A 16,411-nucleotide genomic window follows, 5' to 3' on the forward strand; every position below is an offset into this window, starting at 1 on the left:
CTGACGCATGCCGGGCGCCCCGCCTTCGCCTCCGGCTGGCCCGTTGGCTGAAGCGCCCGGTGAAAAACCGGTGCCGCAATCCGGCACGGCGTGATATCCAGACGGCATGAAGCGGCTGAGGGCAGTGCGAAGGTGGTTCGGGCGGCGCTTCGGCTACGCGCGGTTGTCCTGCGTCGTGCTGCTGATCGGCTTTGCCGCACTGCGCGCGCTCGATCCGCCGCCGGTCGAGGAATTGCGGATCCGCGTCTTCGACACCTTCCAGCGCATCGATCCCCGCAAGAAGACGATCCGTCCGGTCACCATCGTCGATATCGACGAGAAGAGCCTCGCCAAGCTCGGCCAGTGGCCATGGGCGCGGACTACGATCGCCGACATCATCATCAACTTGACCAGCCTCGGCGCGGTCGCGATCGGCTTCGACATGGTGTTCTCGGAGCCGGACCGCCTCAACCCGGACAGGGTCGCGGGGCAGATGCGCTTCATCGACGAGGTCACCCGGACACGACTGCGCGAGCTGCCGACCAACGATCAGATCCTGTCCGACGCAATCCGCCGGTCGCGCGTCGTGCTCGGCGAGACCGGACTGGCGGAAGTCAGGTCGGAGCTCGACGAAACCCTGCCGACGACCGGGTTTGCGACCCTGGGCAAGGAAGCCGAGCCGTTCCTGTACCAGTTTCCCGGCCTCCTGCGAAACGTGCCGGTGCTGGAGCGTGCCGCGGCCGGGCGCGGCCTGTTCAACATCAGGACCGAACGAGACGGCCTCATCCGGCGGGTGCCGATGCTGATGCTGGCGCAAGGCAAGCTGATGCCATCGCTCAGCCTCGAGCTCCTGCGGGTGGTTTCGACGACGCCAACGGTGCTGATCAAGACCGACGAGGCCGGGATCAAGAGCATCGCGCTACGGGGGCTGGAGATCCCGACCGATCGCAACGGACGGCTCTGGGTGCATTTCGCACGGCAGGATCCGTCGATCTATGTGTCCGCGACCGATGTGCTCGACGGCAAGGTGCCAGCCGACAAGATCTCCGGCAAGCTGGTATTGATCGGGACTTCGGCGGTCGGATTGAACGACATCAAGGCCACGCCCGCGTCATCAGTGATGCCCGGCGTGGAGATCCATGCCCAACTGCTGGAGAGCGCGCTGACCGGAGGCGTGGTGCAGCAGCCGGGCTACGGCATCGTGCTGGAGTTCCTCGGCGCCATCATCATGGGCCTTCTGGTGATCGCGTTCGCGCCGCGCTTCGGTCCGGTGACGCTGGTGCTGGTCGGCGGTCTTTTCGCGTCGGTCCTGATCGGCACCTCCTGGTTCTTCTACATGAACTACCGGCTGCTGATCGATTTCACCTATCCGCTGCTATCGACCACGGCGATCTACCTCACGCTGATCTTCGCCAGCTTCGTGCGCGAGCAGCAGCAGCGCCGGCAGATCCGCACGCAATTCGTGCGCTACATGTCGCCGGCGCTGGTCGAGCAGCTGGCACAGGCGCCGGAGAGGCTGGTGCTCGGCGGCGAGGAGCGCGACATGACCATCATGTTCTCGGACATGCGCGGCTTCACCTCGATCTCGGAGACCTACAAGAGCGACCCGCAGGGCCTCACCGCGCTGATGAACCGCTTCCTGACGCCGCTCTCCAACGCGATCCTCGCGCGCAAGGGCACGATCGACAAGTATATGGGCGACGCCATCATGGCGTTCTGGAACGCGCCGCTCGACGACAAGGAGCATCACATCAACGCCTGCGAGGCCGCGCTCGACATGCTGGAGCGGGTCGATACGCTCAACCGTGAGCGCGAGGAGGAAGCGCAGGAGGGTGGCCACGTCTATGTGCCGCTCAACATCGGCGTCGGCCTCAACACCGGCACCTGCGTGGTCGGCAACATGGGCTCCGACGTGCGCTTCGACTATTCGGTGTTCGGCGACAGCGTCAATCTCGCCTCGCGTCTGGAAGGGCAGTCGAAGGAATACGGCTTCCCGATCATCGTGGGATCGACGACTGCGCTCGCGGTGAAGGACAGGTTCGCGATCCTCGAGCTCGACTTCATCATGGTCAAGGGCAAGAAGGAGCCCGAGGTGATCTACGCGATCGCCGGCCGCGAGGAGGTCGCCCATTCGGGCCGCTTCCAGCGCTTGCGCAATCTGACCATCGAGATGCTGGCCTGCTACCGCAGCCGCGACTGGGAGGGCGCACTCGCCGCGATCGAGCGCGGCCGCAGGACCGACGAGGCGCAGACGCTGCAATATCTCTACAATCTCTACGAAGCGCGCATCCGCACCTTCCAGCAGCAGCCGCCGCCGGACGACTGGAACGGCGCCTTCGCGCTGCTGACCAAGTAAGCGCCACAACTCCGCGAGGTTGCGTAGCCCGGATGGAGCGAAGCGCAATCCGGGGCAGGACTATCCGCGGTGAGAGCGACCCCGGATTTCGCTTCGCTTCATCCGGGCTACGAGAGGCCGTAGGGTAGGCAAAGCGGAAGCGTGCCCACCACATCTTGCTCTGCTCGTGATGGTGGGCACGTCGCTTTGCTCCTTTGCCCACCCTACGCTTCGCTATTTGTGGTTATGGGGCCTTTGCAGGGACGACTCTGGCTATGCTGCGCCGCTGTCCAATCCGTCATCCTGAGGTGCGAGCTCTTGCGAGCCTCGAAGGAGGCCCGGCTTTCGCCACGTGGTCGCAGTGGGGCCGATTCATCCTTCGAGACGCGCGCATGTGCGCGCTCCTCAGGATGACGGGGGAGATGGCTTCCGCAGGGACGACGTGCGGAGAGGTCCGCGCGACGAAGAAGCTACTGCAGCCCGATCTGCGTCAGATCCTGGAACCAGTGCTGCGCCTGCACGAAGGTCTTCACCTTCGGCGACAGCGCGTGCGGGTTGGTGTCGTGCACCACCCACACCAGCGCGGCATCGTCGACGATCAGCGCGTGCGCCTGCGCCAGCAGCGCATCCTGCTTGGCGGTGTCGAAGGTCTGCTTGGCCTCGTCGATCAGCGCGTCGACCTTCGGGTTCTTGTAGCCGCCCCAGTTGACGCCGACCGGCGCAACCTGGCCGGAATGGAAGAAGCGCACGATGGCGTAGAGCGGGTCCGAAGTGACATAGGCGATGTTGTTGGCGGTGATGCCGGCGTTCATCTCGTCGGCAGCGCCCTTGCGCCAGTGGGTGTAGAGCGTCTCGAGCTCGACCACCTTGAAGTCGATGTCGATGCCGATCTCCTTGAAGCTCTGCTGCAGGAATTCGTTCATCGGCAGCGACAGCATCTGCCCGGTGCCGCCCTGGGCGATGATGAAGGTCGCTTTTAGCGGCTTGTCCCTGGAATAGCCGGCCTCCTCCACCAGCTTCCTGGCGGCCGCGACGTCGTACTTCAATTCGAAGCTCGGCTTGCCGAACCACGGGCTCGACGGATCGACCTGGCCCCTGGCGGGCTTTGCCAATCCATTCATCAGGCCGACCACCGCGTCGCGGTCGATCGCAAGGTTGAGCGCCTTGCGCAGCCGGATGTCGGTCCAGGGCGATCCCGGCAGCACGCTTAAGTGATAATTCCAGACATGCGGCGTGACGTTGTCGACGATCTTCATGCCGGCGGCCTTGAGCTGCGGCACGGCGTCGGGCGCCGGCGTCTCGATCAGGTCGACCTGGCCGGCCAGCAGCGCGTTGGTGCGGGTCAGCGCTTCCGGCATCGGGATCAGGATCAGTTTGTCGACCTTGGCGCGCCGCTTCTGGTCCCAATAATCCGGATTCTTCGTCAGCTCGGCGAGCTCGCGCGGCACCAGTTTTGTCAGCTTGAACGGTCCGGTGCCGGAGGGCTGGCTGGCGAACCTGTCCCAGTCCTTGCCGAGCTTTTCATACTGCGCGGGGCTGGAGACCAGGAACCAGAGCATCTGGTACGGAAAGAAAGAGTCCACCGACTTGGTCGTGATCTCGACGGTGAAGTCATCGATCTTGGCGTAGCTCGCGACCGAGGGCAGCCGGGTCTTGACCTGCGCGCTCTGCCGCTTGTCGAACTGCGGTGCCTTGTCGTTGAGCACCTTGTCGAGATTCCAGATCACGGCGTCGGCGTTGAAATCGCTGCCGTCGTGGAATTTGACGCCTTTGCGCAGGCTGAAGCGCCATTTGGTCTTGTCGTTGTCGTCGACCTTCCATTCGGTCGCGAGGCCCGGCACCAGTTTGCCCGGGCGGTCGGCGACGTCCATCTCCCAGGCGACCAGCGGATCATAGATCGTGTAGGCGGTGAACTGATAGGCCCCGGCGCCCCGATCGGGCTGACCTGTCGTCAGCGGAATGTCGGCCATCGAGATGCCGTAGCGCACGACGGATTCCGCTCGCGCCGGCATCGCCGGCCAGCCCGCGGTCAAGGCAAGCGCCATGGCCGCCATCAGGATCGAATTGCGCGCACGCATACAAAGGCTCCGTTGATGGGAAGTCGGAGCCGAAGCTTGCAAGCATGATGCCAGAATAGGCATCATCGCGTGGTTCGGCCGTAAGGTGGGAAGAAATGACGCGCCCCGCGGATATTCGCTGACTAACTATTCCCCTTGGCACACGCATTGCATACGCTTGCCCAAGAAATAATCACCCAAGCAAGGGTCACAAAAGGGGTTGCTCAGATGCGTAACAAGAAGACCAATGCGACAGCGATGCTGCTGGCGATGGCGCTGGCCACAGCGATGCCGGCGATCGCCAGCGCCGAGACCGTGCTGCGTATTGGCATGACGGCTGCCGATATTCCGCGCACGCTCGGCCAGCCCGACCAGGGATTCGAGGGCAACCGTTTCACCGGCCTCACGATGTATGACGCGCTGACGATGTGGGACCTGTCGTCGGCCGACAAGGCCAGCGCGATGATTCCGGGCCTTGCCACCGAGTGGAAGGTCGACGATGCCGACAAGACCAAATGGGTGTTCAAGCTGCGCCCCGGCGTGAGCTTTCATGACGGCTCGCCGTTCAACGCCGATGCCGTGGTCTGGAATGTCGAGAAGGTGCTGAAGCAGGACGCGCCGCAATTCGACCCGAGCCAGGTCGGCGTCACCGCCTCGCGCATGCCGACGCTGGTCTCGGCACGCAAGATCGACGACATGACGGTGGAGCTGACCACCAAGGAGCCGGACAGCTTCCTGCCGATCAATTTGACAAATCTGTTCATGGCGAGCCCGACCAAGTGGCAGCAGTTCTACGACAAGGCCGAAGGCGCCGACGCCAAGGCGAAGTCGCAGGCTGCATGGGCGGCGTTCGCCAAGGACGCCTCGGGCACCGGCCCCTGGAAGATGTCGAGCTTCACCCCGCGCGAGCGGCTCGAGCTGGTGAAGAACGACAAGTATTGGGACAAGGCGCGGGTGCCGAAGACCGACAAGATGGTGCTGCTGCCGATGCCGGAGGCCAATGCGCGCACCGCGGCGCTGCTGTCGGGGCAGGTCAACTGGGTCGAGGCGCCGGCGCCGGACGCGCTGCCCGAGATCAAGCAGCGCGGCTTTGCGCTGTATTCGAACGAGGAGCCGCATGTCTGGCCGTGGCAGTTCTCGCGCGTCGAGGGGTCGCCGTGGAATGACATCCGCGTCCGCAAGGCCGCCAATCTCTGCATCGACCGCGAAGGACTGCGCGACGGCCTGCTCGCAGGCCTGATGGTGCCGGCGACCGGCACGTTCGAGCCCGGCCATCCCTGGCGCGGCAACCCGACCTTCCAGATCAAGTATGACAAGCCGGCCGCGCAGAAGCTGATGCAGGAGGCCGGCTTCGGTCCGAGCAAGAAGCTGACGGTCAAGATCCAGACCTCGGCCTCGGGTTCGGGCCAGATGCTGCCGCTGCCGATGAACGAATATCTGCAGCAGGCTTTGGCCGAGTGCTACTTCGATGTGCAGCTCGACGTCATCGAGTGGAACACGCTGTTCACCAACTGGAGGCGCGGCGCGAAGGATCCGACGGCCAACGGCTCGAACGCCACCAACGTCACCTATGCGGCAATGGATCCGTTCTTCGCGCTGGTGCGCTTCCTGCAGTCGGGCATGGCACCGCCGGTCTCCAACAATTGGGGCTTCATCAACAATCCGAAGTTCGACGAGCTGGTGAAGAAGGCGCGTCAGAGCTTCGAGCCAGCGGCGCGCGATGCGGCGCTCGCCGAGCTGCATGCGGCCTCGGTCGACGACGCGGCGTTCCTCTACGTCGCCCACGACGTCGCGCCGCGTGCGATGAGCCCGAAGATCAAGGGTTTCGTGCAGCCGAAGAGCTGGTTCGTCGACTTCTCGCCGGTCACGGTCGCGCCGTGAGGAACTAGCGGCTTGCTCAGTGCACCCTCTCCCTCATGTCCGCCGTAGCCTTTGGCGAAGGCGGATGTGGGAGAGGGTGGCTTCGCGCAGCGAGGCGGGGTGAGGGGTTGTCTCCGCGGACACTCCTCTCTCATGCGACATAACTGTATCCGCGGATAGAACCCCTCATCCGGCGCGCGCTGCGCGCCACCTTCTCCCACAAGGGGAGAAGGGAAGAAGCGAGTAACTCGTGTTCGCCTATATCGCCAGACGGATCGTCTACGTCATTCCGATCGTGCTCAGCGTGGCGCTGGTGTGCTTCCTGCTGGTGCACATCACGCCCGGCGACCCCCTGGTCGCGGTGCTGCCGGCGGATGCCTCGCAGGAACTCGCCGCGCAATTGCGTACGGCCTACGGCTTCGACCGCCCGCTGCCGGTGCAGTTCGGCCTGTGGCTGTGGCGCGCGCTGCATGGCGATCTCGGCAGTTCGATCGCGACCGGCCGTCCGGTGCTGTCAGAGGTGATGCGCGCGGTCAGCAATACCGTGATGCTGGCGGTCGCGGCGGCGATGATCGGCTTCACCCTCGGGCTGCTGTTCGGGCTGATCGCCGGCTATTTCCGCGACACCTGGGTCGACAAGGTGGCGACGTCGGTCGCCATCGCCGGCGTCTCGCTGCCGCATTACTGGCTCGGCATGGTGCTGGTGATCATCTTCTCGGTGCAGCTCAACTGGCTGCCCGCGGTCGGCGCCGGGCCCGGCGGCTCCGGCGCCTGGGCATGGGACTGGGAGCATCTGCGCTATCTGGTGCTGCCCGCGATCACCACGTCAGTCATTCCGATGGGCATCGTCACCCGCACGGTGCGCGCGCTGACCGGTGACATCCTGAGCCAGGACTTCGTCGAGGCGCTGCGCGCAAAAGGCCTGCGCGAGACCGAGGTGTTCCGTCACGTCGTCAAGAACGCCGCGCCGACCGCGCTCGCGGTGATGGGGCTGCAACTCGGCTACATGCTCGGCGGCTCGATCCTGATCGAGACGGTGTTCTCATGGCCCGGCTCGGGCCTGCTGCTGAACTCGGCGATCTTCCAGCGCGACCTGCCGCTGCTGCAGGGCACGATCCTGGTGTTGGCGCTGTTCTTCGTACTGCTCAACCTCCTGGTCGACATCGCGCAGGCCGCGATCGATCCGCGCATCAAGCGGAGCTGACCAATGAGCGCAATGACAGACTCCGCATTACAGGCCGCGCCGACGACGAAAGCGCGCGGCTACTGGTCGACCGTCGCGCGCCGCATCACGCGCGACAAGGTCAGCATGGCCTGCGCCTTCATCCTGGTGCTGATCTTCGCCTCGGCGCTGCTGGCGCCGTGGCTGCACCTTGCCGATCCCTATCAGGGCTCGATGATCCGCCGGCTCCGCCACATCGGCACGCCCGGCTATCCGCTCGGCACCGACGAGCTCGGCCGCGACATGCTGGCGCGGCTGATCGATGGCGGCCGGCTGTCGCTGATCGTCGGCATCCTGCCGGTGGTCCTCGCCTTCGTGATCGGCACCTCGCTCGGCCTCGTCGCCGGCTATGTCGGCGGCAAGCTCAACACCGCGATTATGCGCACCGTCGACGTGTTCTACGCCTTCCCGTCCGTGCTGCTGGCGATCGCGATCTCCGGTGCGCTGGGTGCCGGCATCGTCAACTCGATCGTGTCGCTGACCATCGTGTTCGTGCCGCAGATCACCCGCGTCGCCGAGAGCGTCACCACCGGCGTGCGCAACATGGACTTCGTCGAGGCGGCGCGCGCCTCCGGCGCCGGACCCTTCACCATCATGCGCGTGCATATGCTCGGCAACGTGCTCGGCCCGATCTTCGTCTACGCCACCGGCCTGATCTCGGTCTCGATGATCCTCGCCGCCGGTTTGTCGTTCCTCGGTCTGGGAACAAAACCGCCGGAGCCGGAATGGGGGCTGATGCTGAACACGCTGCGTACCGCGATCTACGTCAATCCGTGGGTCGCGGCGCTGCCGGGCGCGATGATCTTCGCGGTCTCGATCTGCTTCAATTTGTTGAGCGATGGCATGCGCAGCGCCATGGACATCAGGAACTAAGCATGATCCGGAAAAGTGTGAAGCGGTTTTCCGAAGAGATCATGCTCAAACAAGGAGCTAAAGCGCGATGACAATTCAACCCAATCTCATCGCGCTTGAGACATGAGCGACGCCAATCTCGCCGCCGACATGCTGGAGCCGGTCGCCGACATCGGCGGCGCGGCGCAGCCGCTGCTGCAGGTCAAGGGCCTGACCAAGCACTTTCCGGTGCGCGGCGGGCTGTTCAGCCCGCGCAAGACGGTGCGCGCGGTCGACGATGTCTCCTTCGCGGTGATGAAGGGCGAGACCGTCGGCATCGTCGGCGAGTCCGGCTGCGGCAAGTCGACCACGGCGCGGCTGCTGATGCATCTGATGGCGCGCGATGCCGGCGACATCGTCTATGACGGCCTGCAGGTCGGCCCGTCGCTCTCGCTGCGCGAGCTGCGGCGCGGCATGCAGATGGTGTTCCAGGACAGCTACGCCTCGCTCAACCCGCGCCTCACCATCGAGGAGTCGATCGCGTTCGGGCCGAAGGTCCACGGCATAGCCGACAGCGCCGCGCGCACGCTGGCGCGCGAGCTGCTCGGCAAGGTCGGCCTGCGTCCGGAAACCTTCGCCAACCGCTATCCGCACGAGATCTCCGGCGGCCAGCGCCAGCGCGTCAACATCGCCCGCGCGCTGGCGCTGTCGCCGCGGCTCGTGATCCTCGACGAGGCGGTCTCCGCGCTCGACAAATCGGTCGAGGCGCAGGTGCTCAATCTGCTCGCCGATCTCAAGCGCGAGTTCGGCCTGACCTATCTCTTCATCAGCCACGATCTCAACGTCGTCCGCTACATCTCCGACCGCGTGCTGGTGATGTATCTCGGCGAGGTCGTCGAGCTCGGCCCGGTCGATGCGGTGTGGGACGCGCCGGCGCATCCCTATACCCGCGCGCTCTTGGCGGCGATGCCGTCGTCCGATCCTGACAGCCGCACCGAGGTGCCGCCGATCTCCGGCGATCCGCCCAATCCGATCGATCCGCCGTCGGGCTGCCGGTTTCACACCCGTTGTCCGTTTGCGGAGCCGCTCTGCGCAAACGACACGCCAAAGCTCAGCGATCTCGATACAATGGGCCATCAGGCGGCGTGCTACATGGCCATTCCAGGCTCGGGGCACAGCCGCGCGCCGGCAAAAGCAAAAGGAGAAAACGCGGCATGACCAGACCCACTGCCAAGGACGTCAAGGTGATCGCGCACGTCGCCGACGTGCCCGCCGATGACGAAGTCGCGAGCCGCATCGCCAATTCGATCGGGCCGGCCTTCGACGGCTTTGCGCCGGTCTCCGGCACGCTGCCGTTCGACCTCGAGCCCGCGAGCTTCCTGTTGGCGCAGACTGCAAAGGTGTCGAAATGAGCACCGAACCCGCTCTCATGACGCTGACCGCAGTCGCCAAGGCGATTGCGGAGAAGAAGCTGTCCTCTCATGAAGTCACGCGCGCGGTCCTGCATCGCGTTGCGCAGTGGCAGCCGCGTCTCAACGCCTACATGGCGATCGAATCCGAACAGGCGCTCGCCGCGGCCGGCGAGGCCGATGCCGAGCTCGCCAAGGGCAACAGCCGCGGTGTTCTGCACGGCGTGCCGATGGCGCACAAGGACATGTATTACGACGCCGGCAAGGTCGTGACCTGCGGCTCGCTGATCCGCCGCGACTTCGTGCCGAAGACGACATCGACCGCGCTGCAGCGGCTGAAGGACGCCGGGCAGGTCCGGCTCGGCTCGCTGCAGATGGTCGAGTTCGCCTACGGGCCGACCGGCCACAACGTGCATTACGGCGCGGTGCGCAATCCCTGGAATACCGAGCACATCACCGGCGGTTCGTCGTCGGGCTCGGGCTCGGCCGTCGCCGCGCGGCTGACCTTCGCCGCGCTCGGCTCCGACACCGGCGGCTCGGTGCGTATGCCGGCGCATTTCTGCGGCGTCACGGGCCTGAAGACGACGGTCGGCCGCGTCAGCCGCGCCGGCGCGATGCCGCTGTCGCAATCGCTCGACACCGTCGGCCCGCTGGCGCAGACCGCGGAGGACTGCGCGCTGCTGCTCGGCCTGATGGCCGGCGCGGATCCCGAGGACCCGACGGCGTCGACGCTGCCGGCGCCGGACTACATGGCCGCGACCAAGGAATCGCTGAAGGGCCTGAAGATCGGCGTGCCGACCGCGTTCTATGTCGACGACCTCGATCCCGAGGTCGCGCGCAGCCTCGACGAGACCGTTGCGATCCTGAAGAAGGAGGGCGCCGAGATCGTCAAGGTCGAGCTGCCGGACCAGCGTCAGCTCAGCGCGGCGTCGCAACTCGTGCTCGCGGTCGAAGCCGCCGCCTTCCACAAGCGCTGGATGATCGAGCGTCCGCAGGATTACGGCGCGCAGGTGCTGATGCGGCTGCAGAACGGGCTCACCATCCCGGCGGTCACCTATCTCGAGGCGATGCGCTGGCGCGGCCCGGCGCTGGCCGCGCACAACGCCGCGGTCAGCGGCGTCGATGCCGTCATCGCACCATCGGCTCCGGTCCCGGCGCCGACCATCGCCGAGAGCGATGTCGGCAACGGTCCCGGCGCGGAGGCGGTAATCCAGCGGCTGACGCGGTTCACTCGGCCAGTGAACTACCTCGGCCTGCCGTCGCTCTCGATCCCGTCGGGCTTCACCAAGGCCGGCCTGCCGGTCGGCATGCAGCTGATCGGCCGCTCGTTCGAGGAAGCCGTGCTGCTGCGGATCGGTGCCGGCTTCCAGCGCGTCACCGACTTCCACGCCCGGGTGCCAAAGCTGGCATGACCAAAAGGCTCGCATGACCAACCTCGTCGAGATCGACAACCTCAACATCCGCTTCACCGGCGATCGCACGGTCCATGCCGTGAACGATCTCAGCCTACAGCTCGGCGAGGGCGAGGTGTTGGGGCTGCTCGGCGAGTCCGGTTCGGGCAAGAGCGTGACGCTGCGGGCGCTGATGCGGCTGTTGCCGAAGAAGCGGACCCAGATCTCCGGCAGCGTCAAGGTGCTGGGCCGCGAGGTGCTGGCGATGGACGACGAGGCGCTGTCCGCGTTCCGCGGCCAGACCGTCTCGATGATCTTCCAGGAGCCGGCGCTGGCGCTCGATCCGGTCTACACGATCGGCCGGCAGATCGCCGAAACCGTGATGCGGCACGAGGGCAAGAGCGAGCGCGAGGCCAACGCGCGGGCGCTGGAGATGCTCGAGGTGGTGCGGATTCCGTCGGCCAAACGGCGGCTGGAGTCCTATCCTCACGAGATGTCCGGCGGCATGCGCCAGCGCGCGATGATCGCGCTGGCGCTGGCCTGCAAGCCGAAGATCCTGCTGGCGGACGAGCCGACCACGGCGCTCGACGCTACCGTGCAGATCCAGATCCTGTTGCTGCTGCGCGAGCTGCAGCGCGAGTTCGGCATGTCCGTCATCTTCGTGACACACGACATCGGCGTCGCCATCGAGATCTGCGACCGGGTCGCGGTGATGTATGCCGGCCAGATCGTGGAGCAGGGCGCGCTGCGCGATATCGTGCGAACGCCGGTTCATCCCTATGCCAGGGGGCTGCTGGCTTCGACGGTTCACGGCGCGAAGCGCGGCCAGCGGCTGGAGACTATCCCGGGAACGCCGCCCTCGCTCGACCACGCCCCGGCCAGCTGTTCCTTCGCCCCCCGCTGCAGCCTCGCCCAGCCGCGCTGCGGTGAGGAACTGCCGCCCAACGTGCCGATCGCCCCTGGCCGTGTCTCGCGCTGCATCCTGGCCCAACCTGTGGTTGCCGCCCCCTGATCGGCCGCCGGAACCTCGACTAAAGCAGCATTTGTGGGTTCCAGAACGATAAAATTTTGCAGAAGAGCCGGGGTTTAACGGATATCTGGCGGCGCAGAGGCGACAGATAATGCCTGTCTCTCGCCGCTTTCCCGAATAAATGCCCGCTTCACGGCCCGGTTCGGCGGCAAACTGGCCATTATTATTCCGTCAACTCTCTGTGCCATCACAAAACAACAGCGCAAACCTTCTCCGGGTTAACGCGACTTAAATGGACGATGGTCACAAACCCCGCTACAACCTTGGGCATTACGTAATGCCCTTTTGCAGAGAAATTTAATGGCAGCCGCACCCGCTGTCCGGCGTTCCGAACTGAGTGACGCGTTGCGCGCTTGCCGCAGTGCCTTCATTGGCGTCGGTCTCATGAGTTGCATGATCAACCTGTTGTACCTGACAGGTTCGATGTTCATGCTGCAGGTCTACGACCGGGTGCTGCCGAGCCGCAGCGTCCCCACCCTGGTCGGCCTCGTCGTCATCGCCGCGGGCCTCTACATGGCCCAGGGCTTCCTCGATCTGCTGCGCGGACGCATCCTCGGCCGTATCGGCACCTCGCTCGACGAAGCGCTCAATGCGCGGGTGTTCGACACCATCGTCCGCCTGCCGCTGACGGCCGGCAACCGCAGCGAAGGCCTGCAGCCGCTGCGCGACCTCGACAATGTGCGCTCCTTCCTCGGCAGCATGGGGCCCGGGGCGTTCTTCGATTTGCCCTGGCTGCCGTTCTACATGGCGATCTGCTTCGCGTTCCATTGGCTGCTCGGCGTCACCGCGCTGGTCGGCGCCGTCATCCTGGTGACGCTGACGCTGATCACCGAATACCTGTCGCGTTCGCCGGCCAAGGAAGCGATGACGCTCGCGGCGCGGCGCAACGATCTGGCCGCCTCCAGCCGGCGCAACGCCGAGGTGCTGGTGGCGATGGGTATGGCCGGCCGGATGAACAAGCGCTGGAACGATGCCAACGAGGAATATCTCGCCGGCAACCAGCACGCGAGCGACGTCAGCGGCGGCCTCGGCGCGGTCGCCAAGGTGCTGCGCATGATGCTGCAATCCGCCGTGCTGGCGGTCGGCGCCTGGCTCGTGATCAACCAGGAGGCGACCGGCGGCATCATCATCGCCGGCTCGATCCTGAGCGCGCGGGCGCTGGCACCGGTCGACCTTGCGATCGCGCACTGGAAGGGGTTCGTCGCGGCACGGCAGAGCTGGGCGCGCCTCAACCGCCTGCTGCAGCAGATGCCGGCGCGCGCCACGCAGACCCTGCTGCAGGCGCCGGAGAAGAAGGTGTCGGTCGAGAGCGTGACCATGGTCGCGCCGGGCGACCAGCGCATCATCGTGCAGGACGTTACCTTTGCGGTCGATGCCGGCACCGGCGTCGGCGTGATCGGCCCGAGCGGGTCCGGCAAATCGTCGCTGATTCGCGCGCTGGTCGGCGTCTGGAGTCCGGTTCGCGGCAAGGTGCGGCTCGACGGCGCCGCGCTGGATCAATGGTCGTCGGACGTGCTCGGACGCTATATCGGCTACCTGCCGCAGGACGTCGAGCTGTTCGGCGGCTCGGTTGCACAGAACATCTCCCGCTTCGATCCCGATGCGAAGTCCGACGCCATCATCGCCGCGGCCAAGGAAGCCGGCGTCCATGAGATGATCATCAAGATGCGCGAGGGCTACGACACCCAGGTCGGCGAGCAGGGCACCGCGCTCTCCGCCGGCCAGGCGCAGCGCGTCGCGCTGGCCCGCGCGCTCTACGGCAATCCGTTCCTGATCGTGCTGGACGAGCCGAACTCCAATCTCGACAGCGAGGGCGACGAGGCGCTGACCCGCGCGGTGCGCGGCGCCCGCGAACGCGGCGCCGTCGTCATCGTGGTCGCGCACCGTCCGATCGGCATCGAGGGCGTCGATCAGCTCCTGGTGCTGAAGGACGGCCGCATGCAGGCCTTCGGGCCGAAGGAGACCGTGCTGGCGCAGGTGCTGCAGCGGGTCGCCCCGCCGGCGCCTACACCGATCAAGATCGTCGCCGATGCCGGGGCAGCCAAGTCATGACCGATCAGCCGCGGGACGCGCATCGTTCCATCCGAAAGCATCTGATTGTCGGCCTTGCCGTGGTCCTGATCCTCGGCGGCGGCGTCGGCGGCTGGGCCGCCGCGGTGCCGATCTCCGGCGCGCTGATCGCGCCCGGCTCGGTGGTGGTCGATTCCAACGTCAAGAAGGTGCAGCATCCGACCGGCGGCGTCGTCGGCGAGGTCCGGGTGCGCGACGGCGACACGGTCAAGGCGGGCGACATCGTCGTGCGTCTCGACGAGACCGTCGTGAAGGCGAGCCTTGCGATCGTGGTCAAGACACTGAACGGCCTCTACGCGCGCCAGGCCCGGCTCGAGGCCGAGCAGCAGGGCCGCGACAAGATCGTGTTTCCGAAGCAGCTCACCGATCAGGCCAACGATCCCGATGTCCGCGACATCATGACCAACGAAGCCAAGCTGTTCGAGGTCCGTGTCAACGGCCGCACCGGCCAGAAGGCGCAGCTGCGCGAGCGCGTCACCCAGCTCAACGAGGAGATCTCTGGCCTCGAGGCGCAGGAGAAGTCCAAGGACAAGGAAATCGACCTGGTGAAGACCGAGCTGGTCGGCGTTCGCCAGCTCTATGAGCAGCACCTCGTGCAGCTCACCCGTCTGACCACGCTGGAGCGCGACGCGGCGCGGCTCGCCGGCGAGCGCGCGCAGTACATCGCCTCGCGCGCCCAGGCCAAGGGCAAGATCACCGAAACCGAGCTGCAGATCATCCAGGTCGACAAGGACATGCTGTCCGAGGTCTCCAAGGACCTGCGCGAGACCAACGACAAGATCGGCGAGTTCGTCGAGCGCAAGGTCACCGCCGAAGACCAGCTCCGCCGCATCGACATCCGCGCGCCGCAGGACGGCGTGGTGCTGCAATCGACCGTGCACACGGTCGGCGGCGTCATCACCGCCGGCGATGCCATCATGATGATCGTGCCGAAGGCCGACGATCTGTCGGTCGAGGCCAAGGTCAACCCGCAGGACATCGACAAGCTGCAGGTCGGGCAGAAGACCGTGCTGCGGCTCTCCGCCTTCAACCAGCGCACCACGCCGGAACTGAACGGCGTCGTCACCCGCGTCTCCGCCGACGTCACCACCGACCAGCGCACCGGCCAGAGCTATTACACCATCCGCGTCTCGATGCCGCCCGAAGAGGTCGCGCGGCTCGGCGGCGAGGTGAAGATCATCCCGGGCATGCCGGTGGAAGCCTTCGTCCAGACCGGCGACCGCACCATGATGTCCTACCTGATGAAGCCGCTGAGCGACCAGTTCATGCGCTCCTTCCGCGAGAAGTAGCCTCTTGTAGCCCGGATGAAGCGAAGCGAAATCCGGGCCTCGCGACTCGAAGCGAGGGTTCATCAAATCCTTGGTCCTTATCATCTTCGTGGAGAGTGGTTCGACTGTTCGCTCGATCAACAGGCTCGAGGCCGAACAGGTTGAGCAAGGGGTCTTTGGTCGAGTCGCTTTTCGCTGCTCGGCCTTGATGAGCCAGCGAGTGGGTCAGGGTGCTCAGAGTGGGTGCTAGGCGGGCTCATCAGACTGAACGGCGGCAATCTCGCGCAGTGCATCCAACGCACGGCGGGCGTGGTGTGCAGCTTCGCTGTGACCGGCCTTGTCGAGGTGCTGTGTTCGCAACAGTTTTGAAGCGGGTTTGGGTCAACCCCGCTCTGCGTTGCTCGGCCTATATGTCAAGGAGGCGGATCATGGTCACTTGGCCAGTGAAACTTGCTCAAATCAGCTTCGCATGGACCGTTACCGAAGCATGACATGCCGTGTCTAGGAATGTCCTGCTCGTCGCGGGCATTTGGTCCCCTCCCAGACCTCGCGGGCCTTTCGTCCCACCCGGACTGGCTCGGGCACCACGTGGTCATTCGCTTGGCCTTGGCTTCCGGGCCGGGGATGTAGGGCAGAGCGTGCCCCTCCTTGAGCAGCACGTCGGCGACGTTGACCTCGCCGACATAGACGGTGGCCAGCGTGCGGCCGAATCGGTCGAGGCCGTCCGGGGTGTACGAGATTTCGCCGCTGGCGAGCAGCTCGGTGAGCCGCTCCTTGGCTTTGAGGCCGAGCCGCAGCTCGTTCTCGCAGCGCGCCCGGAACGTCTCCGGAGTGTCAATCGACAGGATGCGGATTTTCGTCCCGTCGATCTCCACCGTGTCGCCATCGACGACGCGAACCCCGGCCATCGCCGGGGTGAGCATCGCGAACGTCAATGCTGTCGCGAGCAATCGCTTCAT

Annotated in this window: 13 protein-coding genes; 11 read left to right on the forward strand and 2 right to left on the reverse strand. The window is 65.7% G+C overall.

Translation table 11 applies throughout. The annotated features are described in order from the left end of the window. Positions 1-106: 106 nt before the first annotated feature. Positions 107-2,335, forward strand: a complete 2,229-nt coding sequence (locus tag JQ633_RS25260; RefSeq protein WP_211987797.1) for a CHASE2 domain-containing protein — start codon at positions 107-109, stop codon at positions 2,333-2,335. Between the two features lie 449 nt (positions 2,336-2,784). Here JQ633_RS25260 and JQ633_RS25265 read toward each other — a convergent pair whose 3' ends face one another. Beyond that, a complete protein-coding gene (locus JQ633_RS25265; RefSeq protein ID WP_211987798.1) occupies positions 2,785-4,392 on the reverse strand; it encodes an ABC transporter substrate-binding protein in 1,608 nt (535 codons plus the stop codon). A gap of 237 nt (positions 4,393-4,629) precedes the next feature. Between JQ633_RS25265 and JQ633_RS25270 the strand changes: the two genes are divergently transcribed. The 10 genes from JQ633_RS25270 to JQ633_RS35605 all read left to right on the forward strand — a co-directional run bounded on the left by JQ633_RS25270 (position 4,630) and on the right by JQ633_RS35605 (position 15,617). Continuing rightward, complete coding sequence (locus JQ633_RS25270) at positions 4,630-6,252, forward strand: ABC transporter substrate-binding protein (RefSeq protein WP_433995693.1); 1,623 nt, start codon at positions 4,630-4,632, stop codon at positions 6,250-6,252. A 229-nt stretch (positions 6,253-6,481) separates the two neighbouring features. Then, on the forward strand, positions 6,482-7,435 hold the full coding sequence (locus JQ633_RS25275; protein ID WP_211987800.1) for an ABC transporter permease: 954 nt from the start codon (positions 6,482-6,484) through the stop codon (positions 7,433-7,435). A 12-nt stretch (positions 7,436-7,447) separates the two neighbouring features. Beyond that, positions 7,448-8,326, forward strand: a complete 879-nt coding sequence (locus tag JQ633_RS25280; RefSeq protein WP_211987949.1) for an ABC transporter permease — start codon at positions 7,448-7,450, stop codon at positions 8,324-8,326. A gap of 102 nt (positions 8,327-8,428) precedes the next feature. Beyond that, positions 8,429-9,502 (forward strand): ABC transporter ATP-binding protein, encoded by a 1,074-nt coding sequence (locus tag JQ633_RS25285; protein WP_211987801.1) that lies wholly within the window; start codon positions 8,429-8,431, stop codon positions 9,500-9,502. Next, on the forward strand, positions 9,499-9,696 hold the full coding sequence (locus JQ633_RS25290; protein ID WP_211987802.1) for a hypothetical protein: 198 nt from the start codon (positions 9,499-9,501) through the stop codon (positions 9,694-9,696). The genes JQ633_RS25285 and JQ633_RS25290 overlap by 4 nt, the downstream gene beginning before the upstream one ends. Further along, a complete protein-coding gene (locus JQ633_RS25295) occupies positions 9,693-11,105 on the forward strand; it encodes an amidase (protein ID WP_211987803.1) in 1,413 nt (470 codons plus the stop codon). Before JQ633_RS25290 ends, JQ633_RS25295 begins: the two co-directional genes overlap by 4 nt. A gap of 13 nt (positions 11,106-11,118) precedes the next feature. Continuing rightward, positions 11,119-12,096, forward strand: a complete 978-nt coding sequence (locus JQ633_RS25300) for an ABC transporter ATP-binding protein (protein ID WP_211987804.1) — start codon at positions 11,119-11,121, stop codon at positions 12,094-12,096. A gap of 318 nt (positions 12,097-12,414) precedes the next feature. After that, the gene (locus JQ633_RS25305; protein WP_211987805.1) at positions 12,415-14,166 is read left to right on the forward strand and encodes a type I secretion system permease/ATPase; all 1,752 of its coding nucleotides are present in this window, start codon (positions 12,415-12,417) and stop codon (positions 14,164-14,166) included. Beyond that, entirely contained in the window at positions 14,163-15,473 is a 1,311-nt protein-coding gene (locus JQ633_RS25310; protein ID WP_211987806.1) for an HlyD family type I secretion periplasmic adaptor subunit, read from the forward strand. Before JQ633_RS25305 ends, JQ633_RS25310 begins: the two co-directional genes overlap by 4 nt. A 15-nt stretch (positions 15,474-15,488) precedes the next feature. Continuing rightward, positions 15,489-15,617: a GIY-YIG nuclease family protein gene (locus JQ633_RS35605; RefSeq protein ID WP_211987807.1), complete on the forward strand. Its 129-nt coding sequence runs from the start codon at positions 15,489-15,491 to the stop codon at positions 15,615-15,617. 248 nt (positions 15,618-15,865) lie between these two features. On the opposite strand, the gene JQ633_RS25320 is transcribed toward JQ633_RS35605, so the two are convergent. Continuing rightward, positions 15,866-16,411: a thermonuclease family protein gene (locus JQ633_RS25320; RefSeq protein WP_211987808.1), complete on the reverse strand. Its 546-nt coding sequence runs from the start codon at positions 16,409-16,411 to the stop codon at positions 15,866-15,868.

Source organism: Bradyrhizobium tropiciagri (genome assembly GCF_018130505.1).
Taxonomy (GTDB): domain Bacteria; phylum Pseudomonadota; class Alphaproteobacteria; order Rhizobiales; family Xanthobacteraceae; genus Bradyrhizobium; species Bradyrhizobium tropiciagri_B.